This is a genomic window from Staphylococcus sp. 231237_7MaSpsaltlick (genome assembly GCF_043107035.1).
Genome location: NZ_JBICNX010000019.1, coordinates 57413 through 82265, shown reverse-complemented (window position 1 = coordinate 82265; position 24853 = coordinate 57413). Strand labels below are relative to the sequence as shown.

Below are 24853 nucleotides of genomic sequence, written 5' to 3'. Positions count from 1 at the left end.
ATATAACTTTGAGCGTGAGGAAAAATTTGAAAAAGGTTTTGTTCAAATTAAGCTAGATGTTAAAAAAGGTAGAATTGAACATGCGAGAATATTCGGTGATTTCTTTGGTGAAGGTGATATAACAGAATTAGAAGCAGCTCTAGAAGGCACTTTACATGATTTTAATAGTATAGAAGAAGCGTTAGCTGATTACGATATACACCATTACTTTGGTGCAATTGATAGAAACGAATTAATTAGATTAATGTCTTAATAATTGAACAGATAATTCATAAAAATGAATATATAAAATACGAAAAGGTCTATCCACCGACATTATCAACTGATAAGTAGGGATAGACCTTATTTTAAATGGCAATCGATTAAATTATCCAACGAGAAATTCCTCCAAGTTTTTGTATTCATCTGTATAGCGTTTGAAATCATTCTCGTTTTTATTTTTTAGAGCATCGTCTATTAAATGTTCTAACTCATGCTTACGAACGTTACGTAGCGATTCATCAATTATTAGTTCGATACCCAAATCATTGATAGTAGATACAAAGGACTCTAATGTATTATATTTAACATGTGTGTTATGTTTCATTTTAACCACTGCCTTTCTATATATTTACATGTAGTATACAGTTTTTTTATATTGAAATCAACAAATATTCTGACTATTCCGAAAAAATAAGTGTAAAATGCAACTTTCAAAAAATAAAAAATGGCAAAAACTTTTTTGCGAAATTTAAGTTGATGGTAATTAAGAAAGAATTTTATATTATTTTGTTGATTTTAAATTATTTGTGTTATATTATTTGCTTATCACCAAAGTATAAGGAGGCATCAATTATGAATTTGCATTATGTAATTAAAAAAGGTGATATGGCATTGCAACCTTGTAATGTGTCATTTGGTTTGTTAGAAGGTACCCGGGTGTTTAAATATAAGGATGAATGTACAGTAATCAAAGATCGAACACCTAAAATTATTGATCGCTCATGTAGGTTTTACGGTAGTAGTTATAATTTTAAAAAAGAGGATACAATGCGAATTACGGGCATTAGTAGTAAACCACCACTTCTATTTACTCCATTATTTCCCACTTATTTTTTCCCAACTCACTCTGATAGAAAAGATGAAAACACATGGATTAACATTCACTATGTTGAACAAATAAAGCCACTAAAGGATAAAAAATGTAAAGTTATCTTTGTAGACAATCAAACGATAACAGTTAATATCTCTGCTCACAGTATGCATCATCAATACTTGAATGGTATATATTATTACTACATGATGGATAGAGCAGCTAGAGTAGCTACATTTGATCCTGATTCCCCAATCGATTATACAAAACCACAATTAAATATTTATGAAGCATTAGCCAAATACTCTTTATTCGAGCACAAATAGCTAACGAAAATGAATTTTAAATGTAAAAGATAAAGTATGTGGAATATTATATTAAATTAGTGTAAATATTCCGCATATTTTTTTAACATTTATACTTGAAAAATCTGCTGTTATTGATATAATTATATTTGTGCTTGATAAGAGAACACATTAATCCACAGTAGCTCAGTGGTAGAGCTATCGGCTGTTAACCGATCGGTCGTAGGTTCGAGTCCTACCTGTGGAGCCATGGAAACGTACTCAAGTTGGCTGAAGAGGCGCCCCTGCTAAGGGTGTAGGTCGCGAGAGCGGCGCGAGGGTTCGAATCCCTCCGTTTCCGTATAGAGAAAACCCGTTAAGTTAACGTAATTAAACGTTGATTTAACGGGTTTTTTGTTGTGTTTGGATAAATATCGTTAATAGAGATAATTAACCTTCACCCTAACAACACGTTCATAATGCTAATAGCTGTTATTGTCTAAAAAACGTTCATCAATAACATTTGTCGTAATTTGTTGTAATTGTGATTTAGACATATTAGTATTTCTTTGATATTGCAAACCATGTTGATCAGCTAATTTATTAGGATAATCATTTAACATATAAACTTTGAAGTGATGCCTACTGTCATTATTGTATGGAGCAGTCATTTCATAATGATTAACGATTGAGCGCCATTTTACGTCGGAGATTTTGGTGTCGTTATGATTATTTGCAATTTTAAATTGAATACTGCCTCCTAAATGATTACTTTCAGTCCCCGTTTCTTGGCCATTTAAGAAGTTTCCGAGAGAATAAGCGACTAATGTCTTATGGTTTTGTGTACCTTTAACCCATTCAACAGGTTGTATTACATGTGGATGCATACCTATAACGACGTCGACATTTTGTTTGGCTAAGAATTTAGCATATTCCTTTTGTTTTTTACTTGGCTTGTGGCTGCCTTCCTTACCCCAATGCATAGAAATGACAATAAAATCACTATGTTGTTTTGCTTTTTTTATATCTCTTTTGATTTGTTGCTTGTTTATATATTTTATTTGATAGGGTGATTTGGGTGTTAAATTATTTGTGCCAAATGTATAACTTAACATGGATACTTTAGTATTTTTGATGTTTATGGTAGGTGTTTTATTATAATCGTTCTTACTTTTAAACATACCAGTGAATAGTGCTTTATCTTGGTATTTATGCCATGTTGATAAACTGTTATTGATACCACTAGTGCCTTGATCTAAGGAGTGGTTGTTTGATCCATTAATAAGATTAAATCCAGTATCAATTACAGCTTTTGCGACTACAGAAGGGGTATTAAATCTTTTAAAACCTGAAAATGGACGATCATCTCCACCTAGAGGTGATTCTTGGTTAATATATGCAAGGTCTTTGTCTTGTATGTAAGGAGCAATTGGTCGGTACATTTTTTGGAAATTATATGAATCTTTTCCGTTATTAGCATCTTGATAGACAACTGGATGTATTAAATTATCACCTACAGCTATAAAATCAATTTGTTGTCGTTGATGATTGATTAACAAGCTGATAAACATCCAACAAGTTATTACGAATATCAGAATGTATGTAAATATTCTTTTCATCGTGTCACTCCTATAAATGTGAATAATAGCTATTTGCATTGATACCATAATCTATCCGTTAATTAATAAAGTCACTTATATAAATCGAGCAGTTATTAAATTTGAATCGCAATTTAATGTTGTTAAAATACATTACCCTTAAAAATAAGAAATATAATGATTAGGTGGCTTTTTTATTAAAAATAATTTGAATATCAGTCCTAGTAATCTATTAATTTGAAAAGTATATAGACAAATATCTATATAGATGGTAATCTATATAGAACTATGGAGGTGCTATGATTGGCATATCAAAAAATTGCAAGGCTGTTAAAGGTATTAGCAGATCCAAATAGACTCGAGATATTAGATTTATTATCATGTGATGAGCTTTGTGCACATGATTTATTAGGGCATTTTCAATTTTCTCAACCTACATTGAGTCATCATATGAAGGCGTTATTAGATTCTGAACTAATAACAATGCGTAAACTAGGCAATAAACGGATGTATCAGTTGAATCATAAGTTGATGACTGAAGTGACTGAGCATTTGGATAATATAAACACGAATCATGTACGTTGTATTTGTAGAGATCTCAATAAAGGTGAGTGTAATTCATGACTGTGTTAGCAATTGTCTTGTTTTTAGTGACTTTATTTTTTGTAATTTGGCAACCTAAAGGGTTAGATATTGGTATTACGGCGATGATCGGTGCAATAATTGCCATTATAACTGGTGTAGTGAGTTTCTCAGATGTGTTTGAGGTGACTGGAATTGTTTGGAATGCGACGTTAACTTTTGTCGCAGTAATATTAATTTCTCTAATACTTGATGAAATAGGTTTCTTTGAATGGGCAGCATTACATATGGTCCGGGCATCGAATGGTAATGGTCTAAAGATGTTTATTTATATAATGGTATTAGGGGCGGTCGTCGCAGCATTTTTTGCTAATGATGGGGCAGCGTTGATATTAACACCGATTGTGTTAGCAATGGTTCGGACGCTAGGTTTTAATAAAAAAGTTATTTTCCCATTTATTATCGCAAGTGGTTTCATAGCAGATACTACATCGTTACCACTGATAGTAAGTAATTTAGTGAATATAGTATCTGCGGATTATTTTGATATTGGTTTTGTGGAATATATGGTACGAATGATAATTCCAAATTGCTTTGCATTGATAGCAAGTATCATTGTTCTGTGGTTATATTTTAACAAATCAATTCCAAATTCATTTGAAACGAAACATATTGCAGAGCCTGTAACGGTAATAAAAGATATGAAATTATTTAAATTTTCATGGGTTGTCCTGATTATATTATTGATTGGTTATTTAATAAGTGAATTTATTCAAATACCAGTTTCAATTATAGCTGGAGTGTGTGCTTTATTATTTATATTATTAGCCAGACGTTCAGCTGCAGTGAATACTACGACGGTAATTAAGGGAGCACCTTGGAATATCGTTATTTTTTCAGTAGGAATGTATTTAGTAGTATATGGTTTGAAAAATGTTGGCATAACAACGCTATTAAGTAGTTTGTTAAATGATATTGCTCATTATGGCTTATTTGGTAGTGTAATGGGAATGGGCTTTATTTCTGCAATACTTTCATCTGTTATGAATAATTTGCCAACGGTCCTGATTGATGCTATTGCGATAGGGCAATCAAATGTAACAGGAGTGTTAAAGGATGGCATGATATATGCAAATGTCATTGGTTCTGACTTAGGTCCAAAGATTACGCCTATTGGTTCTTTGGCTACATTGCTTTGGTTACATGTATTATCACAAAAAGGTGTCAAAATATCTTGGGGAACATATTTTAAAACAGGTATTGTAATAACAATCCCAGTGTTGTTTTTTACGTTATTAGGATTATATTTAACACTTATTATATTTTAAAGGAGAAATAAAATGAATAAGAAAACGATCTATTTTATATGTACAGGTAATGCTTGTAGAAGTCAAATGGCAGAAGGATGGGCACATAAAATTTTAGGTGATAATTGGAATGTCTATTCTGCAGGAATTGAGACACATGGCGTTAATCCGAAAGCAGTAGAAGCTATGTTAGAGGTAGGTATCGATATTTCAAATCATACCTCGGATTTAATTGATAGTGAAATATTGAACCAGGCTGATTTAGTTGTTACGTTATGCAGTGATGCTGATAACAATTGTCCTGTATTACCTAAGCATGTGACTAAGCAGCATTGGGGATTTGATGATCCAGCTGGACAGGATTGGACAAAATTTCAAAGCGTACGTGATGAAATAGGAGATAGAATTCAACAATTCAAATTAGAAAATAGTTAGTATAGTGGTCAAATTGCATTATAAATTAAAATTAGCTATCTTTTTAACTTAAATGTGTGTTTACTTATTAATTAGTTAGTTGCATATATAGAAAAATACAAAACACCGGATGAGACATTTATAGTGCCTCACTCGGTGTTTTTATAATATATAATGGTTGGTTTATTTTTTACTTATTAAATTCTTTATCGCCTTTACTATATAACTTACAGCAATAGCTCTAAATACACGTTTGATAATATTTCCCATAGGTAGTACCCCCTTAACAATTATGCAATTTATTCAAAATGCTATATAAAAGTACATACCCGTTTTTTGTTATTTTAACTAGTATATTATGATTTATTTTTCAAATGAAATTAAGCCATCATCATCAGCTTTTTTGAAAAATATAGTAATAATCCCACTTATAATTGCGATAATATATGGAATCCCTGTCCAAAAGAACACTAAATGGAGCATACCTTGTAACAATTGATTGGAATAAAATTTGTGAACGCCTATCCAGCCAAGAAAGAAGCATAATACAACATATATCACTTTGTTAACTTTCACGATCTCTTACCTCTCTTTGAATAATAATAAATAAATTATCTTATAAATTAGTATAAACAACAATTAAAAACTATTAAATGTGAAAATTAGTGACATTGTAAGTAAGAACTTCGAATTTTAAAATAATTTCAGATATAATAATAGGTGATTAAATGTGTAAATGAGGAGAGCAATTATGATTAGAAAGGCACAACCTAAAGATAGACAACAGTTAGCGCAATTATGTTATATCATATGGGAAGAACTAGAAATTCCGTTGGTACGTCATGTGCAAAAGGAGCGTTTGTTGCAAATTATAGAGCGCAGTATGATTGAGGTACCTTATAGGGGACATATAGACAATATTTGGGTTTATGAAATAGATGGAGCAGTTGCAGGATGTTTAATTGCTTATCCAGGTGATAAGGAATTAGCATATGAAAATGCTTGGCTCGAGCTAGAATTGGATGAAGATGTCTCACGTTTGGGGACGCCAATGCCAACTAAAGAAGCAAGCGATGATGAGTGGTACATTGAAACAGTGGCAACATTTGCAGAATACAGAGGTCAAGGAGTTGCTACACAATTGATTAAACATGTAATCAATACAGCACCCGACCAAAAATGGAGTTTAAATTGTGATTTAAATAATTCTATTGCTTTGAGTGTATATAGTAAGTTGGGCTTTGTAAGTGAACGTCAAATAGACTTGTATGGTCATATGCATCACCATATGATTTATACGCAATAATATAAAAGCAGCCGGCCTATTGACTAAAGGTACCGACTGCTAAATAACTCGTATTAAGTTGTTGTATCGCTTGTATTATGAATTAGGTGAGATGGAACTCTAAAATTAAATACCACCCAGTAATGCGCTAATATAAATACCTAGTGCATATAAAACACCGAAAAATGTGTTGGTTTTACCTGTTGCTGCCATTGCAGGCATCATTGATTCAGGCGTGTCATATTTTTTGAAACGTCGAACAGCCTTTATTGGTAAAGGGAATGAAAGCAACGCTAATAAGAAGAAAATAGAGCCACCAGGTTTGAAAAATGTTATATAGATTACTAGGACATATGCGACGATATACATAAATGCTAAGAAATAAATAGAGAAGCGTTTGCCTAAAAGAATAGGTAACGTTTTACGACCGCTTTCTTTGTCTTTAACACGATCTCGGATATTATTGGCCATATTAATTAAACCAATCGTTATAACAATTGGAATACTGATCCAAATCGCTAAACTCTGAATATTTTCTGTTTGAATAAAGAATGAAATTAAAATAATAAACATACCCATAAACACACCAGAAAATAGTTCGCCGAATGGAGTCCATGAAATAGGGAATGGTCCACCCGTATATAAATAACCAACGGCCATACAAACGAGACCAATAGGTAATAACCAGAATGAACTATTCATTGCAATGAATATACCTAGTAATGCGGCAATGATATAAAATGCAATAGCTAAATTCATTACACGCTTTGGCGTCATTCCGTTACGTACAATCGCACCACCGATTCCCACGGAAGTATGATCGTCTAGCCCTTTTTTGAAATCATAGTATTCATTAAACATATTAGTTGCCGCTTGAATTAATAAACAAGCAAGTAACATCGCTAAGAATAGACTAAGGCTGAGATGGTCTTCGCTGCCTAATAAGAAAATCTTTGCAGTAGCAGTACCTACGAGCACTGGAACGACAGCTGCTGTTAATGTATGTGGTCTCATCAAGTGCCAATATTTTTTGACAGTTGAATATTGTTGATATTGAGATGCCATAGTGTAAATACCTCTTATCCTTTAAATTAATAATATTTTATCAAATCAATTTTAATAGAAGATGTTATTTAGGTCAAATAACGTAAAATTAGTACAAACGAATTAAGCTCATATCCGTACACACATTGTGAAAAGTGGTACAATATTATAATGAGTGAAAACTGATAAATGAAAGAAGTGAAATAGATGACATTGGACGTCAAGGAAAGTGAAATTGTCGAAGCGGTATATGAGAGTAAGCATACTTGGGTTTCAGTTGAAGCAACATTGGACTATGAATTAGACCCGACTGAATTATTTCATATAACAGAAGATAGTGCAGGTGACCGTTTTTATTTTAGAAAAAATGACAACGAAACTTCATTCTTTGGCTATCATGCTATTAAGAGGTTTAAAAATGACTTTGAAAATAAACAGTCTATTTTCAGAGAATGGGAAAAATATAAAAATGACATTGCTTTAATACATCCGAGTTCTACAAAGCATCATCTTAAGATATGTGGAGGATTTCAATTTTCTTCTCATAAATCGGGAGATGAATGGCGTGAATTTGGTATCAATCACTTTATTTTACCTGAAGTGTTGGTAACAATGGAACATGGGAAATCATATATCACTTATACTGTTGAGACAGATAAATTTGAAATTGAAACATTTTTAGCAATTATTGAGAAATTAACTCAACCGAATATTTCACCAGATTTTGAACGTGGAGAGATTAAACGCATCGAAGATATATATAAAGATGAGTGGCGTGATTTAGTTAAAGATACAATCGATATTTTAGACGAAAATAAAAAAATTGTACTTGCGCGTAAGCGAATGATTCAATTTGATAAAAATATAAACATCCCCTATATATTAAAACAAGCAATACAAGGTGAACGAAATAGCTATTTATTTGTTCTGGAATCACAAGGAAGTGTATTTTTCTCACAAACTCCAGAACAATTAATGGAAGTGAATGACGATGTATTATCAACTAAAGCTGTTGCAGGGACGATTAAGCGCACGCATGAAGAGGCAATCGATAAAGCAAATATTGATGCATTCTTAAATGATGAAAAGAACTTAAATGAACATCGTTTTGTTGTTGAAAGTATATTGCATGATATTAAACCATATGTTGAACATATTGAATTTAATAAAGAACCACAAATTTTAACTAATGATCATTTGTATCATTTATATACAAAAATCAAGGGACAATTAATTGATGAGTCGTATATTGGTTTGTTGGATAGTTTGCATCCAACTCCTGCGTTAGGTGGCTTTCCAAAGAAAGAAGCCATTGAGTATATTGAACAAAATGAATTCGGTACACGAGGTTTGTATGGCGCACCGGCTGGTTATATTGATATGTATGATAACTGTGAATTTATTGTCGCAATTCGTTCGATGCTTATTAAAAAGAACCAAGCTACATTATATGCTGGTTGCGGTATTGTATTTGATTCGGATGCCGATAGTGAAGTTGAAGAAACAGCGGTCAAATTTAATCCTATGATGAAAGCTTTAGGAGTCGATGATTATGAGTAAGCATATTGAAGCTTTAACCAATCAAGTATTTACTTTTGTTTCAGAATTATATGCATATGGTGTGCGAGAAGTAGTAATTAGTCCTGGATCACGCTCGACACCGCTAGCAATAGCAATTGAGGCGCATCCGTTAATGAAGTCTTGGGTTCATCCAGATGAACGTAGTGCGGCATTTTTTGCGCTTGGATTGATAAAGGGTAGTGAGAAACCTGTTGCGATTTTATGCACTTCTGGGAGTGCTGCTGCTAACTATACTGCAGCTGTTTCAGAGAGCCAATTAAGTCATTTGCCACTAATTGTATTAACGAGCGATCGTCCTCATGAGTTGAGAGGCATTGGGGCACCTCAAGCTATTAATCAAACGAATATGTTTGAGAACTTTGTTAATTATCAATTTGATTTACCAATAGCGGATTCAGGTGATACTGCTAATCATATGATTCAAACGATACAATTTCAAATGCAAAAGGCAAGTCAATATTTATTTGGACCACATCGAGGGCCAATTCATTTTAACTTACCATTTAGAGAGCCATTAACACCTGATTTAGACAAAGATTATTTATTAACAACTGAAACGAAACAATTACCACATTATCAAAAAACGACTAGTTTAGATAACATTTTAAATATTGTACAAAAACGTAAAGGCTTGATTATTGTCGGTGATACGCAACATCAAGATGTTACACAAGTCCTAACATATTCGACTATTCATGATGTGCCCATATTGGCTGATCCATTAAGTCAACTTAGAAAGGAACATCATCCGAATGTAGTTACAACGTATGACTTGTTGTATAGATCAGGTTTAGATGTTGATCCGGATTTCATTATTCGTGTTGGCAAGCCTGTGATTTCTAAAAAGTTAAATCAATGGTTGAAACAAACGGATGCATTTCAAATATTGGTACAAAATAATGATGTTCCAGATGCTTTTCCTATTCCACCTAGCATATCATTTGAAATGTCAGCCAATGACTTTTTTAGACAATTGTCTGAAACAGCGACAGTCGAACGTAAGCGTTGGTTAGAAAAATGGCAAACCCTTGAAAAGCAAGCTCAAGTTGAGGTTAAGGATTACATTAAATCTGCAACAGATGAGGCTGCTTTTGTAGGAAATGTATTAGATAAATTGACTAACGAAGACGCTTTATTTGTGAGTAATAGTATGCCTATTAGAGATATAGATAATTTATTTATGACTTGTGAAGCAAATATCTATGCTAATAGAGGAGCCAACGGTATAGATGGTGTGATATCAACGGCTTTAGGTATGGCAGTCCATAAAAAGACGACACTCTTAATAGGTGATTTGGCATTTTATCATGACATGAATGGCTTATTAATGTCTAAGTTAAATGATATAAGTCTAAATATTATTTTATTAAATAATGACGGTGGTGGCATCTTCTCTTATTTACCTCAGAAGGATGCAGCTGATCAGTATTTCGAACGTCTATTTGGAACGCCAACTGGTCTAAACTTTGAACATACGGCATTACTTTATAACTTTACATTTGAAAGGTTTGAAAGTATAGAGTCATTTAAATATGCTGCTCTCTCAAATTTTGGCGCACATATTTATGAAATTATAACGGATAGACAGGATAATTTAGAACAACATCAAAAATTATATAAAAAGTTGAGTGATATTATCAATGTTACATTATAAATTTCATCAATCACAACAAAATTCGAAAAAGCTATTAATTATGTTACATGGCTTCATAAGTGATCAGAGTACGTTTGATGAGCATTTAGAGACCATGTCAGAAGCTGTTAATATCTTGACCGTTGATTTACCAGGACATGGTCAAGATGCATCTGATAAAGATAAAGTGTGGGATTTTGACTTTATTTGTAATGAATTAAATGATACATTGGCAAATTTTACAGATTATCAAATATATTTGCACGGTTACTCAATGGGAGGCAGAATTGCACTGTATTATGCTTTAAATGGTGTAGTTAAGCTTCAAGGATTACTATTGGAAAGTACTTCACCAGGATTACAAGAAGATGCAGCAAGAACAGAACGTCAGCAAGTTGATTTTGCTAGAGCCAAGGTACTGGATATTGCCGGATTAGAAATATTTGTAAATGATTGGGAAAAGTTACCATTATTTTATACACAATATGATTTAGATAAGGAACTAAAAAAACGTATCAGAGAGATGCGCTTAAGCCAAGACCCAACTCGTTTAGCCAAAGCATTGCGAGATTATGGCACAGGAGTAATGCCAAATTTATGGCCAATGATTTCACAAATCACAACACCTACTTGTATAATAGTTGGTGAATTAGATAAAAAGTTTTGTAAGATAGCTGAGTCTATGAAACAATTGATTCCACAGAGTGATATCTATGATATTTCTAAAAGTGGTCATACAGTTCATGTGGAACAACAGCAAGAATTTGATAAAATAGTATTAGGTTTTATTCATAAGGAGGAGCAAAATGACTAGACAGTGGGAAACATTAAAAGAATATAAAGAGATTAAATATGAATTTTTTGAAGGTATTGCAAAGGTTACGATTAATCGACCTGAAAGAAGAAATGCCTTCACACCAAATACTGTACAAGAAATGATGGATGCATTTTCTAGAGCTAGAGATGATCAACGTATTTCAGTGATTATTTTAACTGGTGAAGGTGACAAAGCATTTTGTTCAGGTGGAGACCAAAAAGTGCGCGGCCATGGTGGCTATGTTGGTGACGACCAAATTCCTCGTTTAAACGTATTAGATTTACAAAGATTAATACGTGTTATACCTAAACCAGTCATTGCAATGGTAAGAGGATACGCAATTGGTGGCGGTAACGTATTAAATGTTGTTTGTGATTTAACGATTGCTGCAGACAATGCAATCTTTGGTCAAACAGGACCAAAAGTGGGGTCATTTGATGCTGGTTATGGTTCTGGGTACTTAGCTCGAATCGTAGGCCATAAAAAAGCGCGTGAAATTTGGTATTTATGTCGCCAATATAATGCACAAGAAGCCTTAGATATGGGTCTTGTAAATACTGTTGTACCTTTAGCAGATGTTGAAGATGAAACAGTAAAATGGTGTCAAGATATCATGAAACATTCTCCAACTGCATTAAGATTCCTTAAAGCAGCAATGAATGCTGATACAGATGGATTAGCAGGTTTACAACAAATGGCTGGAGATGCAACATTACTATACTACACAACTGATGAAGCTAAAGAAGGTAGAGATGCCTTTAAAGAAAAACGCGATCCAGATTTCGATCAATTCCCTAAATTCCCATAATATTGAAAAAGATTAATCCATAACTGGATTAATCTTTTTTTATGATATATCAAAAATATATTAATTAATTTCTTAAATTAGACTTTGTAGGATTGAATTGCTTGTGTAAATTGAGTTTCATAAAGTTCTTTTCTCGTTTGTTATTATATTTGACTAAATTTAAACTATATATTAATATTATAATAAAAGGATTGAGGAGAGAACAATGACATCAACTGTAGATAATAAAATGCGAAAAGAAATGTGTTATCTGTTTTATATAACTAGTAAAGAAGTTGTTAATCGTTTTAATAGATATTTAAAGCAGTATGATATTAGCTTTCCAAATTACATTGTATTACTATATATTGAAAATGATAAACCAATATATATTAAAACATTATGTGATGAATTATATCTAGACTCAGGTACAATTAGTCCTATTATTAAAAGGTTAGAGAAGAAATCATTGATCAAACGTATGAGAAATGAAGATGATGAACGTAGAGTAAAGGTACAATTAACTGATAAAGGTATAGAATTAAAGGAACATTTTAACCAAATTAGTGAAGATGTAATTAGTCAGTTTAATATGAATGATGATGAGTCTTTTGCTTATCACGATATGTTAAGAAACTTTGCAGAGCGTAATATTTACAATATAGAAGAGAGATAAACAGATCGTGCATTTATTAAAAAGTATATACATATTAAAGACACCACATTTACGAATAATGTAAACATGGTGTCTTTTTGATTTATTGAAATGTTGTGCTGTTTAAAAATAATTACTTGTAATATTGATTAATATAACTTTCTAATCTACGCATACCTTCTTTTAACGCATCTAATTCATATGCATATGAGATACGAACATAGCCTTGTCCAATATCAGTAAACGAAGATCCAGGAACCATGGCAACATGTGCCTTTTCCAAGACATCTACACAAAAATCAAAGTCATTGTCAGTGAATTGCTTGATGCTAGGGAATATATAGAATGCGCCTTCAGGTTTTGCGTCTAATTCAAAGCCTAATGCTTCAAGACGTTCGATTAAATAGTCACGACGTTCAATATATGCTTCATTCATATATTGTGGCGCTTCTAGGCCTTCGTTTAAAGCAGCAATGCATGCTATTTGAGCAGGCACATTTGCACAAATACAATTATATGCGTGCATAAATGTTAGCTTTTCAATTAAATATTCTGGCCCAATTAAAAAGCCTATACGAATACCTGTTGCTGAGTGTGACTTACTCAGGCCACCAATTAATAATAATTGGTCGCGTAATTGGGTGAATTGAGCAAATGATGTATGTTCTCCAGAAAATGTATTTTCAGCATAAATTTCATCACTAATTATAAATATTTCCTTGTCTTGTAAGGACTGAGCTAAAGCTTCCACTTCATTATAACTTAATGTGACACCAGTTGGATTGGTTGGATAATTTAGCAAAATGGCTTTTGTATTTTGGGTTATATGTGATTCTATTAATTCTGGAGTTAATTTGAAGCTACTTTCCGTAGTATCAATAAAGACCGGAATACCGCCTAAAGTTTGAATTAATGGTATGTAACCAGCATATACAGGACCAGGAATTAAAATTTCATCCCCTTGATTTATAATGCTTCTTAATGCCGTATCTAAAGCTTCACTAGCACCATTTGTAATAATTATTTCCTCTGGATCATATGTAAAATGATAACGTTGCTCGAAATATTTACTAACACTCGTTCGAGTTTCTAGTAATCCTTTATTGTGCGAATAAGTCGTCTTATTCTCTTTAATTGCATTAATATAGGCATCCTTAACTACTTCTGGCATTGGAAAGTCAGGTTGGCCAATGGTTAAGTTAATACAATCATCGATATGTTTCATGCGATTTGAGAATTGACGTATACTTGGTGCCTTTAAAAATTTTAAGTTTTCATTTAAAGATAATTTCATTTATATTCCACCTCAAGAAAAAAATACCGAATTGTAATCATATGTATGATTGTCGATACATTGTAAAGTATATCTATCATAACATATTTGAAATAATTACAATTCAGTATTTTAAAATTAACCCTTAAAGTTAGAAGGGGATTGTAAATTGATTATTGGGTTCGTCCATTTTGTTACAAACCGCGTAGATAATATAAAAACTATAAGCGTTGTAACTAAGACTAAATATACATAAGTAAGTGTTGAAATATCATCTTTAAATGGATATATTTTGTATCCACGTAGAACGCCTATAACTAAACCATGTAGTAAGTAAATATACATGGTTCTTTTACCTATGTATGTAAAGAATCTTTTTGTTTTAGGTACTAAAATTAAAAATGAAAACATTGTAATTAATATTACAAAGTATAAAAGCAATCTTTTAACTGGACTATATAAATCTTGCTTACCTTCTAAAGAGATATATGGTGAATCTCCGAGTAACCAATCAGAATTGATAGGGTGAAGGTAATAAATTGTAAAGAACCCAGCCAATACAAGTAACGCTATTGGTATAAATTTTTTATTTCTAAATAGTTTAGTATGTTCAAATTTAAATAAGTAGCCCAAATAGAAAATTGGGAAGAACATAATTGTTCTTGAAAAACTCAAATACGTATCAATATCGTCTGAGTATCCGGCAAATAGAGATACAATAATTGCTATCGGTAAAACAATGTATGATTTATATTCCTTTACAATCACTAAAATAACATGGAAGAAAAATAGTGTGAGCAAGAACCATAATGCGAATACTGGATCAAATGGATCCATACTAACACTGTCTTCTTTGCCAGTTAAAAAGTAATATATCGAAAAGAATGCAAAGAATATAAAGTATGGAATTAATAGTTTTTTTGATACTTTTTCAATATATCTACCTTCACCAGCTTTTTTGGCAAAGTATCCTGATATAAATAAAAAACCAGGCATATGGAAGCTATATATTGTCAGATATAAAGATGATAAAAAACGACTTTCACCAGAATATGGTTGTAATAAATGACCGAATACAACGAGGAAAATCAATAACGCTCTTGCATTGTCAAAGAAGTAATCCCTGTTTTTTAATTGATTCATCATGATTCTCCTTTTGTTTACTCTGTAGAAATTAAATACTACTGTTACTAATTTATTATAAAATGAATGGGTTATGCAACGAAATAGGTCACATTGTAGATTTTTATTGTATATATACCCGAATAACATTATAATATTATAGAATAAAATAATTAAATATATAGATAGATAACAACTAAATAGTGGAGATGAAACAACATGTATAAACAGCTAGAACAATTAATCACATTAACAAGCAATGATTTAAACTTGGTAAGTAGACGCTTTGGTCAGCGTACAGATTTAACATCAGAGCAATTAGAAATGTTAAGAATCTTATATAGTTATGATGTATTATCGCAATATGATCTTACGATGAAAATTAACAAAGAACAATCCATTGTATCGAGATGGATAAAGAAGTTATGTAATATGGGTTATATTACTAGTAAACAATCAAGTCGTGATTTAAGATGTAAAGATTTAACGTTAACGGATGAAGCTAAAGCATTAGTACGACAAATCAATGAAGTACGCGTTGCTTTAATAGAAGCACGTTGTCAAAACTTAACAGCAGTGGATATAGAAAATTTAAATGCATTACTCAATAAGTTAAATGTCCATCATGCTCATATTTAGTTGATCTATTTGTAATAAGTCTTAAATTAAAAATTAAAGAGAACATGAATCCTTGTAGTAGGATACATGTTCTCTTTATTTAGTTTTTCATAAATTTTATGAAATTGAAGCTTTATTTATAAGTGTTTACATCAAAGTATTTACCTACTTTGTCCATTGAATCATAGAATGATTTAATTCTTGTAGCATTATGTTTGGCCCAAGCAACGTCTGTTGCATATTGGTGTACACCAGGATTATCAGGGTTCCAACGCATTTTATATAATGTGTTTTGTCCTTGATTGATATAAGAGCTTGCGATAAATTGTGCACCACCGACAATCGCTTTCTTAACTGAGTCCCAACCGTTATTTTTAGCAGTAATAAAGCCTTGCTTAACAGCATCGTGATCAACAGCGCCAATACCAAACATATTATAATATTTAGTAGGTTGGTTTGTAACTACTTTATTATTCACGACGTTGCCACCATTAGCTAGGGTAGATGTACCGTTACCAGTTTCTAATAAGGCATGTGAAATTAAATACACTTCATTGATATTGTTTTCTTTAGCAGCTTGACTAAATGCAGCACCTTGACCTTCTAAGATACCTTTACCAACTAATAGTTTATTTAAATCTGTTGCATTAATATTTTGAGCTTTATCTAAACGTAAAAATTGGTATTTTTGAGTTGCATCTTTAACTAATTTGTTTGAATCCATTGCTGATTTGATTTCAGCAGATGTTGCATCTTCCCATTTACCTGGTACGCGTTGGATTTGTGGTTTTGTATTTAGACCTTTTTGTAGCGCAACTGCTTGATCTAATGTCAATCCAGTTGCATAGTATTTTACAAGTTCTTTACGTAAATCAGATGCTTTAATCCATACTGTTTTACCATTCGATAACTTACCATGATACCAAGTAATACCATTAATTGTTTGTTGTTCAAATACATCAAAGATACCTTCATAGAAGTCCCTTAATGAACCAGCACCCTTAGTAGCAGTAGGGTCTAAGTAATATTGGCCATTTTCATTATAGATAATGTAATCATATTTGAGTGGTGTAGGGTTGCTTTGAGTTGTTGCTTGGTTTAAATCTTTAGCAGCAATCCAGCCTGTCTTATTGTTTACATTTCCATAAATATACTCATCTTTATCAACAAATAATGATTTCGATGCATTAAATTTATTGTTACCAACTTTGTTTAAAGTATCAATTTGTTGTGCCTTTGTACCCCAAGGAATCGCATATAGACCATTATTTGTAGGTTTAATTGTATATTGACCTTTTTTAGCTTCTGCCTTAGTTAAGTTACGCGTATTAATATCTTTAGTGTTAACCCAACCGATAGGTGTTTTTTGGTTTGTATTCTGAATTAATACATACGTATTATCGCCTTGAGTACGTTGCTTTGTAATCGTGTATGTCTTACCTGAGAATTTAGAAGCATCTTTACCTTGCTCATCAAATACTGTTGTCTTGATTCCAGAATTTTGCGTATTTAATTGACCAATTTTGCTTACATTTGTTGTTTTATTTACAGTGTTGTTTGCTTTTGTAGCTTCTTTGACTTGGATATCTTTAGTAAGCATCCAACCCATATTTGTATTCGTCTTATTATCTGTAATTAAGTAAAATTGTTTACTACCTAGCGCAGCTTTTTTACTTAGTTTAAATGTTTTACCATTAACGTATGACTTTTGTACACCTTGCTTATCATAAACAGATGTATAAACACCGCTATTTGTTTTATTAACTGTACCTTGTTGGTTTGTTAAGTTAGTTACAACTAATTTATTTGTATCAGTAGAAGGGGTTGTAGTACTGTTTGATGTTAATTTACTTAAACTTACCCATCCAGATACTTTATTAACTGTGCCATAAAGGTAGTTTGTTTTGCCAATTTGTTGTTGTTTCGTTGCTTTAAATGTTTGTGCAGATTTACCAGATACTGTGCCTACCTTTTGTGAACTTGTTCCCCAAGGTACGCTGTAAAGGACTTCGCCTGGCTTAATCTTGTAGCTCTTATTAATTTTAGCAACTGATTTTGCAGTGTTATAATTCACATCATTTTGTTTAACCCAACCAATTAAATTACCTTTATTATAATCTGATACTAAATAGTATTTTTCTTGGCCTAGGGTAGCTGTTTTTGTAACTTTTAAGGTTTGGTTTGTACGGTTTGTTGCTTTACCATTTTTGTCATATACAGTTGTGTAAATACCATTGTTTTTACTATTGATACGTCCTACACCACTATTTGCCTTAACTGATAATTGTCCTGTTTTAGGTGTGTCATCTGTGTTCGTACTACCACTATTATTTGATGATGTAGTACCCCAATCAGCAGCTTGACCAGTTTGGATTAAATACTTTTCATATATTAAATCATATAATTCATCATAACTGTAATTGTGTGCAGCTAAATAACCATGAGGGTCACTGTGATCCGTACCACCTAAATAAGTACTTACAGCTTTGTGTGTCCACACTGTTCCAGCACCATCATATTCAGCGCTATTAGGTTTTAAACCATAGTAACGTAAATTAGTTGCGGCATAATCGGCATAGTTATTGATAGAGCGTGCAAATGAATCATAATCATGTGTGTGTACTAATTCAACATGAATGAAACGTTCGTTAGCAGGCGCACCTGCACCCCAAGCTAAATAGTCTGTATTCGCAGTTTCAATAATTCTATTACCATCAACATACGCATGAACGAAAGCACTATTGTAATTATTCTTCATATAGTTAATTTCGCCAGTAATTGTTGAATTATCATTTGCTGTATCATGCATAACGATTCCTTCAGGTTTACCATAGCGATAGTTATATTTCGGTAAATAACTAGCAATATCTTGTTCATAATTTGGCGCCGTAAAGTTATTTTTACGGATATAATTATTGATTGAAGAATTGACTTGTGGTGTATATCTTTTTAATGTCGACTTAGTAGTTGCTTCTTTCTTAACTGCAGCACGTGTAGTTGTAGCTTGTGAAGTATTCGCAGTGTAATTCGCAGTTCTTAGCATAGGCGTTACATCAGATGTAGTGTCTTCATCTGTGTCGTTGTTTGATGTTACTGCTATCTTTCTTGCAACTGGTTCAGTAGTTGTAGTTTGCTCATTTGACTCTAAAGCATTGTCTGTTGAATCTGATTTAGTAGCTACTGCAACAGCGCCATCTTCATGATTAGTTTCTAATGCACTGTTGTTATCATTAGTGTCTTGAGTTGAAACTGTTGAATCAGCACTATCATAAACTTGCTTCGCGCTTACTGTTGAATCACTAGAAATTTGCTCATTAGTAGTATTATCATCTTGTTTCTTTGCTGATGTATCCTCTTCATTATCATCTGATTTCACTTCATTTGTTGAAGTAGAAGCTTGATCAGAATTAGCATCACTCTCTTGTGTTGCAACATTACTATTTGATGTAGTTGGAACTTCGTCTTGTTGTGTTGCTTCAACATTAGTGTTATTTGTATCAAGTTGGGCTGACTGTTCATTTGTATCTTCAGTGCTTTGTTGTTCTGAAGTTGCATTTTGTTGTTCATTAACTGAACTTTCTGAAGTATTGCTGTTTGTTGTCGCATATTTAGTAGTCGCATCTTCAGTTACATTTGAGTCCTGAGACTTCATTTCTTGTGAGTCAACAGACGAAGTCTCTTGAGTAGTTGTATGATCATCTGTTGTTACATCTTTAGACGACGTATCTTCCTTAGTTGAGTTCTCATCATTAGCTTTAGTATTTTGTTGATCAACAGTTGTTTCATCTTTAGAAGTAGTATCTACTTGAGTTGAGTTCTTCTCGTTAGCTTCAGTATTTTGTTGATCAGCTGTCGCATCTGATTGTTGAGTTGCAACAGCATCAGTTTCTGAATTTGAAGCTGTTTCATTTGTGTATGTATTTGCTTCTTCTGTTGAGTCGCTGTTTAAATCATCTAGATGTGCATCATAATTAGATACTTGGTCAGTGTCTTGAGACTTAACTTGCGTAGGGTCTTGGTAGGCTTGTGTACCAGAAATATTAGTTGTTGGTTTACTGATTTCTGCTTGAATTTGCTTACCATGTTGTTGAGTTTGCTCATCGTTTAACACATTTTTATTTTTTGTTTGATCTTGTGTGTTTTCTGCTGCATGAGCATGATGAGTTGTCAATGCGGTTCCAGCAAATGTAAGTGCTACAATTGAAGGTACCTTATAAGTAAACTTTTTATTAATCATTAAACTGCCCCTTTAACAAAATTATTTAGTGTCATTATAATACGTCTAAAGTATGAGTTGTTTAATTTCATCATTTTGTAATATAAAATTAATCTTATTCAATGTCGGATAATTAAGAAAATATTAATTAAAGCGTTATAACGCTTTAATATTATATTGTTATAAAATTACACTGTGTTAAATGTTACAAATGATAAATGAAGTTTAAATGTAATTCTTTGATTAAGTTTATTTTAAAGATTTCTTCATGGTGATATGTTCAATACCTTCTTCCAAAAATACTGAACCATATGATAGATAACCTATTGATTCATAAAATGCTTGAGCGTGACATTGTGCATTAAGTTTTACTGTATCGTAACCTTCATCAACAGTGGCATGTTCTATGGCTTGCATGAGTTGTTTACCATACCCGTGTTTACGGTACTGCTTTAGAATAGCTACACGTTCTATTTTCGCTACATTATCTACATTTCTAAAGCGAGCTGTCGCAAAAGGGGTTCCGTGTTGGTCGTATCCAATAATATGTGTGGCGATGGTTTCAAACTCATCTATTTCATTTTCAATAGGTACGCCTTGTTCTTCTACAAAAACCTCTTTTCTAATGTCTAACGCATCATTCATCATTTTCTCGTTTATTACAATTTCAAACATATTTTTATCTCCTGACTTTTGATTATTAAAAAAACCCTACCGTTTATACGATAGGGTAGTGCTTACTGTGCATTTTTTCTAACGATTGCAGTATATTGCCAAAAAATACGCATTTGTGCAATATTCCAATTATTCATTCCCATTGTATAACCTGATGGTTTGAAAAGATGGACATCTGTTACTTCTAAAGCAGCTGCAATTAAATATTGGATAGGTATACTGATTTGTTTCATTGTTTCTGTAATACCGTTTTGATCATAAACCCATGTAAATGGCAATTCAGATTCAAATACATCTACTTTATCAAATATTTCTGGAAGGGCAACAATGTAACATGCACCGTCAACGACTGGATTTTCATCACTATCTTTATAGTAAATACGCAATGCTTCATAATTTTCACGATGTTCATGGTTTACATAGAAAAATTCATTTCTAAATAATGCCATATCTTTACTGTGAATCAATTGTTGTTCTAAAACATTGAACATCCCATTAACGTGTGCAAGTTTTTCATATGTTTTTCGCGACATCATTTGAGCTCCTTTCTACAGATTAATATTGGTTAGTAGGCACGTCTCCGGTAGGCGCTTGTTGTGAAGGTTCTGTGGATGGTGCCTGCTGTTGATTTACATCATTTTGCTGTTGTTGGTTAGCGTCTTGTTGTTGGTCAACGTCACTTTGTTGAGAATTTGATTGATCTTGACTTGAGTCATATTGTTGGCTGGTATTGTCTTGTGTTGAATCAGGCGACTCGGTAGAATTATTTTGTTCGGTAGATGTTGAATCTTGTTGATTGTCATTATCATCCGAGCTATCGTTTTGATTTTTACGCAATAAGCTCTTATCAATTTCTGTCTGTGGTACGAGTGTACCATAAAAATCTTTCACACGTTTATTTAAAAAGTCATCTTTATCTTTAATTTTTGGTAAACCTAAGTCTTTTCTTAATAAGTTAGATGTACTCATAATACTTTTAAGGCTAGGATTATAATAATAAATACCATCTAAATAATCATCTTCACCTTTAAGTTGCTTACTTTTAATATCGATATCATTTTGTAAATATTTAGTTGCTAATGCCTTTACTTCTTTGGAACTAAAATTATGTTTCGAATTATCGCCGACGATTTGAATGACATCGTCTAATTTATCAAATGAATCTAATTTTTGAGCTTTTGCGAATAATATCTTCAATAAGTCCATTTGTCTTTGACCACGTTTTAAATCAGAATCATGGTGTCTTGTTCTAGCTACAGCTAGCGCTTGATCACCATTTAATTTTTGGTAGCCCTTCTTGACTTTAATCTTTCCTGTATCATTCGTGTTGGGTTCATTTATATCGTATGGTACTTTATAGTATATGCCACCAAGTTCATTGACTGCATCTACGAATGCTTCCATATTAATTCTTACGTAATAATCAACTGGAACGTTTAGTGTTGCTTCTACTGAGTCCATTGAAGCAGTAGGGCCACCGTATGCGTGCGCATGTGTAATTTTATCGTAGAATCCGACCTTTGGAATATAACTAATTGTGTCTCGAGGAATGCTAAGCATTCTGATTTGGTTTTTATCTGCATTAAAAGTGGATAAAATCATTGCGTCTGTTCTTGAATGTTCAGTAGTTTGCCCATTTTTCTCACGCCCACTGTTTTCATCGATACCTAAAAATAAAATAGAAACCGGGTCTTTTGAAGGATTCACCTTTTCGCTACGAATATTAGATTGTCGCGAAGAATCTCCATTGTTAAATGAATTTTCAAAAGCACCTTGGGATGATTTTAATAAAATAACAGCAAATATTACTGGAACAACTACAAGAATTAAAGATAGAAATATTAAAAAATATTTAAAAAATTTATTCATGTTTGAAGCTCCCCATGCATATGATTTGTACATATTACTATATTTTTCTGAAAAGTTATAGTTCTTTTTAACTTTGTTAAATTATTGTAAAGAAGAAAATGTACTATAACTTATAATTTTATAACTAACATTAAAAAAATTCAACTAGGAATATAGTCGTAAATTTAAGAAATTTTGTTTAAGCTAAAAAATAGGGTCAAACAATAATTTTGCACAACTAAAATTTATTGTTAAATAATTGATGGCACGTCTGAAAAATGATTTCTTTAAAGACATACGATATAATGATACATATATTAATATTAAAATATGAAAATTATTATTAACCTTGTGTGATTGATATAAGGAGGAACTCAGAGAATGAAACAACTATGGTTAGATAAATTAGATGAGAGTTTAGTTAAACCATTTTATAATGAACAAACTGAAACAGAAAGAGCTGCAGCATTTGAAGGTGACTTAACGTTTGGTACTGCTGGCATAAGAAGTACATTTGGATTAGGTCCTGCTAGACTTAATGCATTTACAGTGCGTAAAGTTGCTTTGGGACTTGCACAGTACTTAAATGAGCAGGTAACAGGTGCGAATGTAGTCATTCATTTTGATACTAGATTATTATCTAAGGCATTTTCACAAGAAATGGCTAGTGTTTTAGCTCAGAATGGTGTAACGCCAATATTAGCAAAAGATTATAAGTCAACGCCTGAATTATCATTTGCAGTTAGACATTTAAAGGCTGATGCAGGCGTAATGATTACAGCGAGCCATAATCCTAAAAATTATAATGGTATTAAAATATATGACGCAAAAGGCGGCCAGTTGTTACCGGAACAATCAGAAGAACTCAGCTCATACATAAATCGTATACAAGCTCCTTTAGAAATTGAAAAAGGTGACTTCGAACAACAAGTCGAGCAAGAGCAAATTTTATATATTAATGAAGATTTAACTAATGCCTATAAAGAAAATGTAAAGCAACTTGTTGGTTCAATCGATATTAAAGATTCTAAAGTTGTTTTAACCAGTCTACATGGTACAAGTTTACCAGTTGTATCCGAGATATTATCAGAACTTGAATACAATAATTATGTTATAGAGACAGAACAATCGTTACCGGATGGTAATTTTCCAACTGTTGCAATTGCGAATCCTGAAGATGAAGCAGCGTTTGAGCGTGGTTTAGCATTGGCAAATGAAACTGATGCACAATTGATTATTGCGACAGATCCAGATGCTGATCGTCTTGGATTTATTGAACGATATGATGATCATAATTATCGTTATTTCAATGGTAATGAAATAGGCTTGTTATTAATGAAATTAAGATTTCAAGATTTAGCTGATGCAAATAAGTCTCAATTTATTATTAAATCAATCGTTACAAGTGAATTAGCAGAAAGATTAGCGCTTGCATTAGATGTTGAAGTAAATAATGTCTTAACTGGCTTTAAATTTATATCTAATCTTTTAGAAGAGAAGGAAAATAATAATGAACAACAACTATTACTAGCATTTGAAGAAAGTCATGGTTACTTAGCACAAACGATCTCAAGAGATAAAGATGCAATTCAGATTGTACCTCTATTAATTAAGTATAAGAATTTGCTTGCTAATAATGGTTTGACATTCAAAGATGAGATGGAAGATATTTATAAAAATATTGGTACATTTAAAGATAGAACACTGGCACCATCTTTTGAAGGATCAGAAGGTGTCGAAAAAATTAATCGTATTATGAATTACTTTAGAAATAATGAACTTTCAACTTTATGTGGTTTAGAAGTTAAAAAGGTTGAAGATTATGAATCCGGTTATTTAACAGATAAAATAAAGGGAACAACAGAATCATTAACACTTCCTAAAGCTAATTTAATCAGATTTGTTTTTGATGAAGGATTCATTGCATTAAGACCGTCAGGTACAGAACCAAAAATGAAAATTTATTTCTCTTTAAATGTAGAAGATATCGATAAAATATCAACTGAATTTGTGAATCAATATATTGATTCAATAAAATAAAA

General features: G+C 32.2%; 23 protein-coding genes and 2 tRNA genes. 15 read left to right on the top strand and 10 right to left on the bottom strand.

All coding sequences use genetic code 11. The features are described from left to right. Positions 1 to 253, top strand: a 253-nt coding sequence (locus ACF91D_RS24045) for a lipoate protein ligase C-terminal domain-containing protein (RefSeq protein WP_392437829.1), incomplete at its 5' end; no start/stop codon positions are given. Between the two features lie 114 nt (positions 254 to 367). On the opposite strand, the gene ACF91D_RS24040 is transcribed toward ACF91D_RS24045, so the two are convergent. After that, a complete protein-coding gene (locus tag ACF91D_RS24040; protein ID WP_042739842.1) occupies positions 368 to 586 on the bottom strand; it encodes an IDEAL domain-containing protein in 219 nt (72 codons plus the stop codon). Between the two features lie 248 nt (positions 587 to 834). Here ACF91D_RS24040 and ACF91D_RS24035 point away from each other — a divergent pair, with 248 nt between their 5' ends. The 3 genes from ACF91D_RS24035 (at position 835) to ACF91D_RS24025 (ending at position 1717) form a co-directional block, all read left to right on the top strand. Continuing rightward, complete coding sequence (locus tag ACF91D_RS24035) at positions 835 to 1398, top strand: competence protein ComK (protein ID WP_107528054.1); 564 nt, start codon at positions 835 to 837, stop codon at positions 1396 to 1398. Between the two features lie 154 nt (positions 1399 to 1552). Further along, positions 1553 to 1627 (top strand) — tRNA-Asn (locus ACF91D_RS24030). 1 nt (position 1628) lies between these two features. Further along, positions 1629 to 1717: transfer RNA gene (locus tag ACF91D_RS24025), tRNA-Ser, on the top strand. Between the two features lie 121 nt (positions 1718 to 1838). Here the strand turns inward: ACF91D_RS24025 and ACF91D_RS24020 are convergent. Beyond that, complete coding sequence (locus tag ACF91D_RS24020) at positions 1839 to 2975, bottom strand: CapA family protein (RefSeq protein ID WP_107527808.1); 1137 nt, start codon at positions 2973 to 2975, stop codon at positions 1839 to 1841. 282 nt (positions 2976 to 3257) lie between these two features. Between ACF91D_RS24020 and ACF91D_RS24015 the strand changes: the two genes are divergently transcribed. The 3 genes from ACF91D_RS24015 to arsC are packed head-to-tail and all read left to right on the top strand — an operon-like array spanning position 3258 to position 5278. Then, positions 3258 to 3578 carry an ArsR/SmtB family transcription factor gene (locus ACF91D_RS24015; RefSeq protein WP_107527809.1) on the top strand — a complete coding sequence of 107 codons (321 nt, stop codon included), beginning with the start codon at positions 3258 to 3260 and terminating at the stop codon, positions 3576 to 3578. Then, the gene (gene arsB, locus ACF91D_RS24010; RefSeq protein WP_107527810.1) at positions 3575 to 4864 is read left to right on the top strand and encodes an arsenite efflux transporter membrane subunit ArsB; all 1290 of its coding nucleotides are present in this window, start codon (positions 3575 to 3577) and stop codon (positions 4862 to 4864) included. Before ACF91D_RS24015 ends, arsB begins: the two co-directional genes overlap by 4 nt. Before the next feature lie 12 nt (positions 4865 to 4876). Next, positions 4877 to 5278: an arsenate reductase (thioredoxin) gene (gene arsC / locus ACF91D_RS24005; RefSeq protein WP_107527811.1), complete on the top strand. Its 402-nt coding sequence runs from the start codon at positions 4877 to 4879 to the stop codon at positions 5276 to 5278. 342 nt (positions 5279 to 5620) lie between these two features. Here the strand turns inward: arsC and ACF91D_RS24000 are convergent, their stop codons facing one another. After that, positions 5621 to 5833, bottom strand: a complete 213-nt coding sequence (locus ACF91D_RS24000; protein WP_107589507.1) for a TM2 domain-containing protein — start codon at positions 5831 to 5833, stop codon at positions 5621 to 5623. Positions 5834 to 6008: 175 nt separating this feature from the next. Here ACF91D_RS24000 and ACF91D_RS23995 point away from each other — a divergent pair, with 175 nt between their 5' ends. Beyond that, a complete protein-coding gene (locus ACF91D_RS23995; protein ID WP_107527550.1) occupies positions 6009 to 6563 on the top strand; it encodes a GNAT family N-acetyltransferase in 555 nt (184 codons plus the stop codon). A 105-nt stretch (positions 6564 to 6668) separates the two neighbouring features. Here ACF91D_RS23995 and ACF91D_RS23990 read toward each other — a convergent pair whose 3' ends face one another. Continuing rightward, complete coding sequence (locus ACF91D_RS23990) at positions 6669 to 7607, bottom strand: 1,4-dihydroxy-2-naphthoate polyprenyltransferase (protein WP_042739849.1); 939 nt, start codon at positions 7605 to 7607, stop codon at positions 6669 to 6671. Between the two features lie 186 nt (positions 7608 to 7793). Here ACF91D_RS23990 and ACF91D_RS23985 point away from each other — a divergent pair, with 186 nt between their 5' ends. The 5 genes from ACF91D_RS23985 (at position 7794) to ACF91D_RS23965 (ending at position 13080) form a co-directional block, all read left to right on the top strand. Continuing rightward, on the top strand, positions 7794 to 9146 hold the full coding sequence (locus ACF91D_RS23985) for an isochorismate synthase (RefSeq protein ID WP_107512714.1): 1353 nt from the start codon (positions 7794 to 7796) through the stop codon (positions 9144 to 9146). Continuing rightward, positions 9139 to 10821 (top strand): 2-succinyl-5-enolpyruvyl-6-hydroxy-3-cyclohexene-1-carboxylic-acid synthase, encoded by a 1683-nt coding sequence (gene menD, locus ACF91D_RS23980; protein WP_107527552.1) that lies wholly within the window; start codon positions 9139 to 9141, stop codon positions 10819 to 10821. The genes ACF91D_RS23985 and menD overlap by 8 nt, the downstream gene beginning before the upstream one ends. Beyond that, entirely contained in the window at positions 10808 to 11614 is an 807-nt protein-coding gene (gene menH / locus ACF91D_RS23975) for a 2-succinyl-6-hydroxy-2,4-cyclohexadiene-1-carboxylate synthase (protein ID WP_107589505.1), read from the top strand. The genes menD and menH overlap by 14 nt, the downstream gene beginning before the upstream one ends. Then, a complete protein-coding gene (gene menB / locus ACF91D_RS23970; protein ID WP_042739853.1) occupies positions 11607 to 12425 on the top strand; it encodes a 1,4-dihydroxy-2-naphthoyl-CoA synthase in 819 nt (272 codons plus the stop codon). The genes menH and menB overlap by 8 nt, the downstream gene beginning before the upstream one ends. Before the next feature lie 205 nt (positions 12426 to 12630). Next, positions 12631 to 13080 (top strand): MarR family winged helix-turn-helix transcriptional regulator, encoded by a 450-nt coding sequence (locus ACF91D_RS23965; RefSeq protein ID WP_107512716.1) that lies wholly within the window; start codon positions 12631 to 12633, stop codon positions 13078 to 13080. A gap of 112 nt (positions 13081 to 13192) precedes the next feature. Here the strand turns inward: ACF91D_RS23965 and ACF91D_RS23960 are convergent, their stop codons facing one another. Beyond that, positions 13193 to 14353 carry an aminotransferase class I/II-fold pyridoxal phosphate-dependent enzyme gene (locus ACF91D_RS23960; RefSeq protein ID WP_392437824.1) on the bottom strand — a complete coding sequence of 387 codons (1161 nt, stop codon included), beginning with the start codon at positions 14351 to 14353 and terminating at the stop codon, positions 13193 to 13195. Positions 14354 to 14470: 117 nt separating this feature from the next. Next, complete coding sequence (locus ACF91D_RS23955; RefSeq protein WP_042739856.1) at positions 14471 to 15475, bottom strand: acyltransferase family protein; 1005 nt, start codon at positions 15473 to 15475, stop codon at positions 14471 to 14473. A gap of 198 nt (positions 15476 to 15673) precedes the next feature. Here ACF91D_RS23955 and ACF91D_RS23950 point away from each other — a divergent pair, with 198 nt between their 5' ends. After that, positions 15674 to 16093: a MarR family transcriptional regulator gene (locus ACF91D_RS23950; protein WP_042739857.1), complete on the top strand. Its 420-nt coding sequence runs from the start codon at positions 15674 to 15676 to the stop codon at positions 16091 to 16093. 112 nt (positions 16094 to 16205) lie between these two features. Here the strand turns inward: ACF91D_RS23950 and ACF91D_RS23945 are convergent, their stop codons facing one another. The 4 genes from ACF91D_RS23945 to ACF91D_RS23930 all read right to left on the bottom strand — a co-directional run bounded on the left by ACF91D_RS23945 (position 16206) and on the right by ACF91D_RS23930 (position 22832). After that, positions 16206 to 20309 carry a glucosaminidase domain-containing protein gene (locus ACF91D_RS23945; protein ID WP_257044416.1) on the bottom strand — a complete coding sequence of 1368 codons (4104 nt, stop codon included), beginning with the start codon at positions 20307 to 20309 and terminating at the stop codon, positions 16206 to 16208. A 228-nt stretch (positions 20310 to 20537) separates the two neighbouring features. Next, a complete protein-coding gene (locus ACF91D_RS23940) occupies positions 20538 to 20963 on the bottom strand; it encodes a GNAT family N-acetyltransferase (RefSeq protein ID WP_107527824.1) in 426 nt (141 codons plus the stop codon). Positions 20964 to 21025: 62 nt separating this feature from the next. Further along, positions 21026 to 21496, bottom strand: coding sequence for a DUF2538 family protein (locus ACF91D_RS23935; protein ID WP_042739859.1), 471 nt, complete (start codon positions 21494 to 21496; stop codon positions 21026 to 21028). Positions 21497 to 21518: 22 nt separating this feature from the next. After that, on the bottom strand, positions 21519 to 22832 hold the full coding sequence (locus tag ACF91D_RS23930; protein WP_107589495.1) for an LCP family protein: 1314 nt from the start codon (positions 22830 to 22832) through the stop codon (positions 21519 to 21521). 360 nt (positions 22833 to 23192) lie between these two features. Here ACF91D_RS23930 and ACF91D_RS23925 point away from each other — a divergent pair, with 360 nt between their 5' ends. After that, the gene (locus ACF91D_RS23925; protein WP_107589494.1) at positions 23193 to 24851 is read left to right on the top strand and encodes a phospho-sugar mutase; all 1659 of its coding nucleotides are present in this window, start codon (positions 23193 to 23195) and stop codon (positions 24849 to 24851) included. The last annotated feature ends 2 nt before the right edge of the window (positions 24852 to 24853 follow it).

What these genes read in the sequence shown, in the direction of transcription:
- ACF91D_RS24040 (WP_042739842.1), bottom strand. Translation starts at nt 586, where the DNA reads ATGAAACATAACACACATGTTAAATATAATACATTAGAGTCCTTTGTA.
- ACF91D_RS24035 (WP_107528054.1), top strand. Translation starts at nt 835, where the DNA reads ATGAATTTGCATTATGTAATTAAAAAAGGTGATATGGCATTGCAACCT.
- ACF91D_RS24020 (WP_107527808.1), bottom strand. Translation starts at nt 2,975, where the DNA reads ATGAAAAGAATATTTACATACATTCTGATATTCGTAATAACTTGTTGG.
- arsB (WP_107527810.1), top strand. Translation starts at nt 3,575, where the DNA reads ATGACTGTGTTAGCAATTGTCTTGTTTTTAGTGACTTTATTTTTTGTA.
- arsC (WP_107527811.1), top strand. Translation starts at nt 4,877, where the DNA reads ATGAATAAGAAAACGATCTATTTTATATGTACAGGTAATGCTTGTAGA.
- ACF91D_RS23995 (WP_107527550.1), top strand. Translation starts at nt 6,009, where the DNA reads ATGATTAGAAAGGCACAACCTAAAGATAGACAACAGTTAGCGCAATTA.
- ACF91D_RS23990 (WP_042739849.1), bottom strand. Translation starts at nt 7,607, where the DNA reads ATGGCATCTCAATATCAACAATATTCAACTGTCAAAAAATATTGGCAC.
- ACF91D_RS23985 (WP_107512714.1), top strand. Translation starts at nt 7,794, where the DNA reads ATGACATTGGACGTCAAGGAAAGTGAAATTGTCGAAGCGGTATATGAG.
- menD (WP_107527552.1), top strand. Translation starts at nt 9,139, where the DNA reads ATGAGTAAGCATATTGAAGCTTTAACCAATCAAGTATTTACTTTTGTT.
- menH (WP_107589505.1), top strand. Translation starts at nt 10,808, where the DNA reads ATGTTACATTATAAATTTCATCAATCACAACAAAATTCGAAAAAGCTA.
- menB (WP_042739853.1), top strand. Translation starts at nt 11,607, where the DNA reads ATGACTAGACAGTGGGAAACATTAAAAGAATATAAAGAGATTAAATAT.
- ACF91D_RS23965 (WP_107512716.1), top strand. Translation starts at nt 12,631, where the DNA reads ATGACATCAACTGTAGATAATAAAATGCGAAAAGAAATGTGTTATCTG.
- ACF91D_RS23960 (WP_392437824.1), bottom strand. Translation starts at nt 14,353, where the DNA reads ATGAAATTATCTTTAAATGAAAACTTAAAATTTTTAAAGGCACCAAGT.
- ACF91D_RS23955 (WP_042739856.1), bottom strand. Translation starts at nt 15,475, where the DNA reads ATGAATCAATTAAAAAACAGGGATTACTTCTTTGACAATGCAAGAGCG.
- ACF91D_RS23950 (WP_042739857.1), top strand. Translation starts at nt 15,674, where the DNA reads ATGTATAAACAGCTAGAACAATTAATCACATTAACAAGCAATGATTTA.
- ACF91D_RS23945 (WP_257044416.1), bottom strand. Translation starts at nt 20,309, where the DNA reads ATGATTAATAAAAAGTTTACTTATAAGGTACCTTCAATTGTAGCACTT.
- ACF91D_RS23940 (WP_107527824.1), bottom strand. Translation starts at nt 20,963, where the DNA reads ATGTTTGAAATTGTAATAAACGAGAAAATGATGAATGATGCGTTAGAC.
- ACF91D_RS23935 (WP_042739859.1), bottom strand. Translation starts at nt 21,496, where the DNA reads ATGTCGCGAAAAACATATGAAAAACTTGCACACGTTAATGGGATGTTC.
- ACF91D_RS23930 (WP_107589495.1), bottom strand. Translation starts at nt 22,832, where the DNA reads ATGAATAAATTTTTTAAATATTTTTTAATATTTCTATCTTTAATTCTT.
- ACF91D_RS23925 (WP_107589494.1), top strand. Translation starts at nt 23,193, where the DNA reads ATGAAACAACTATGGTTAGATAAATTAGATGAGAGTTTAGTTAAACCA.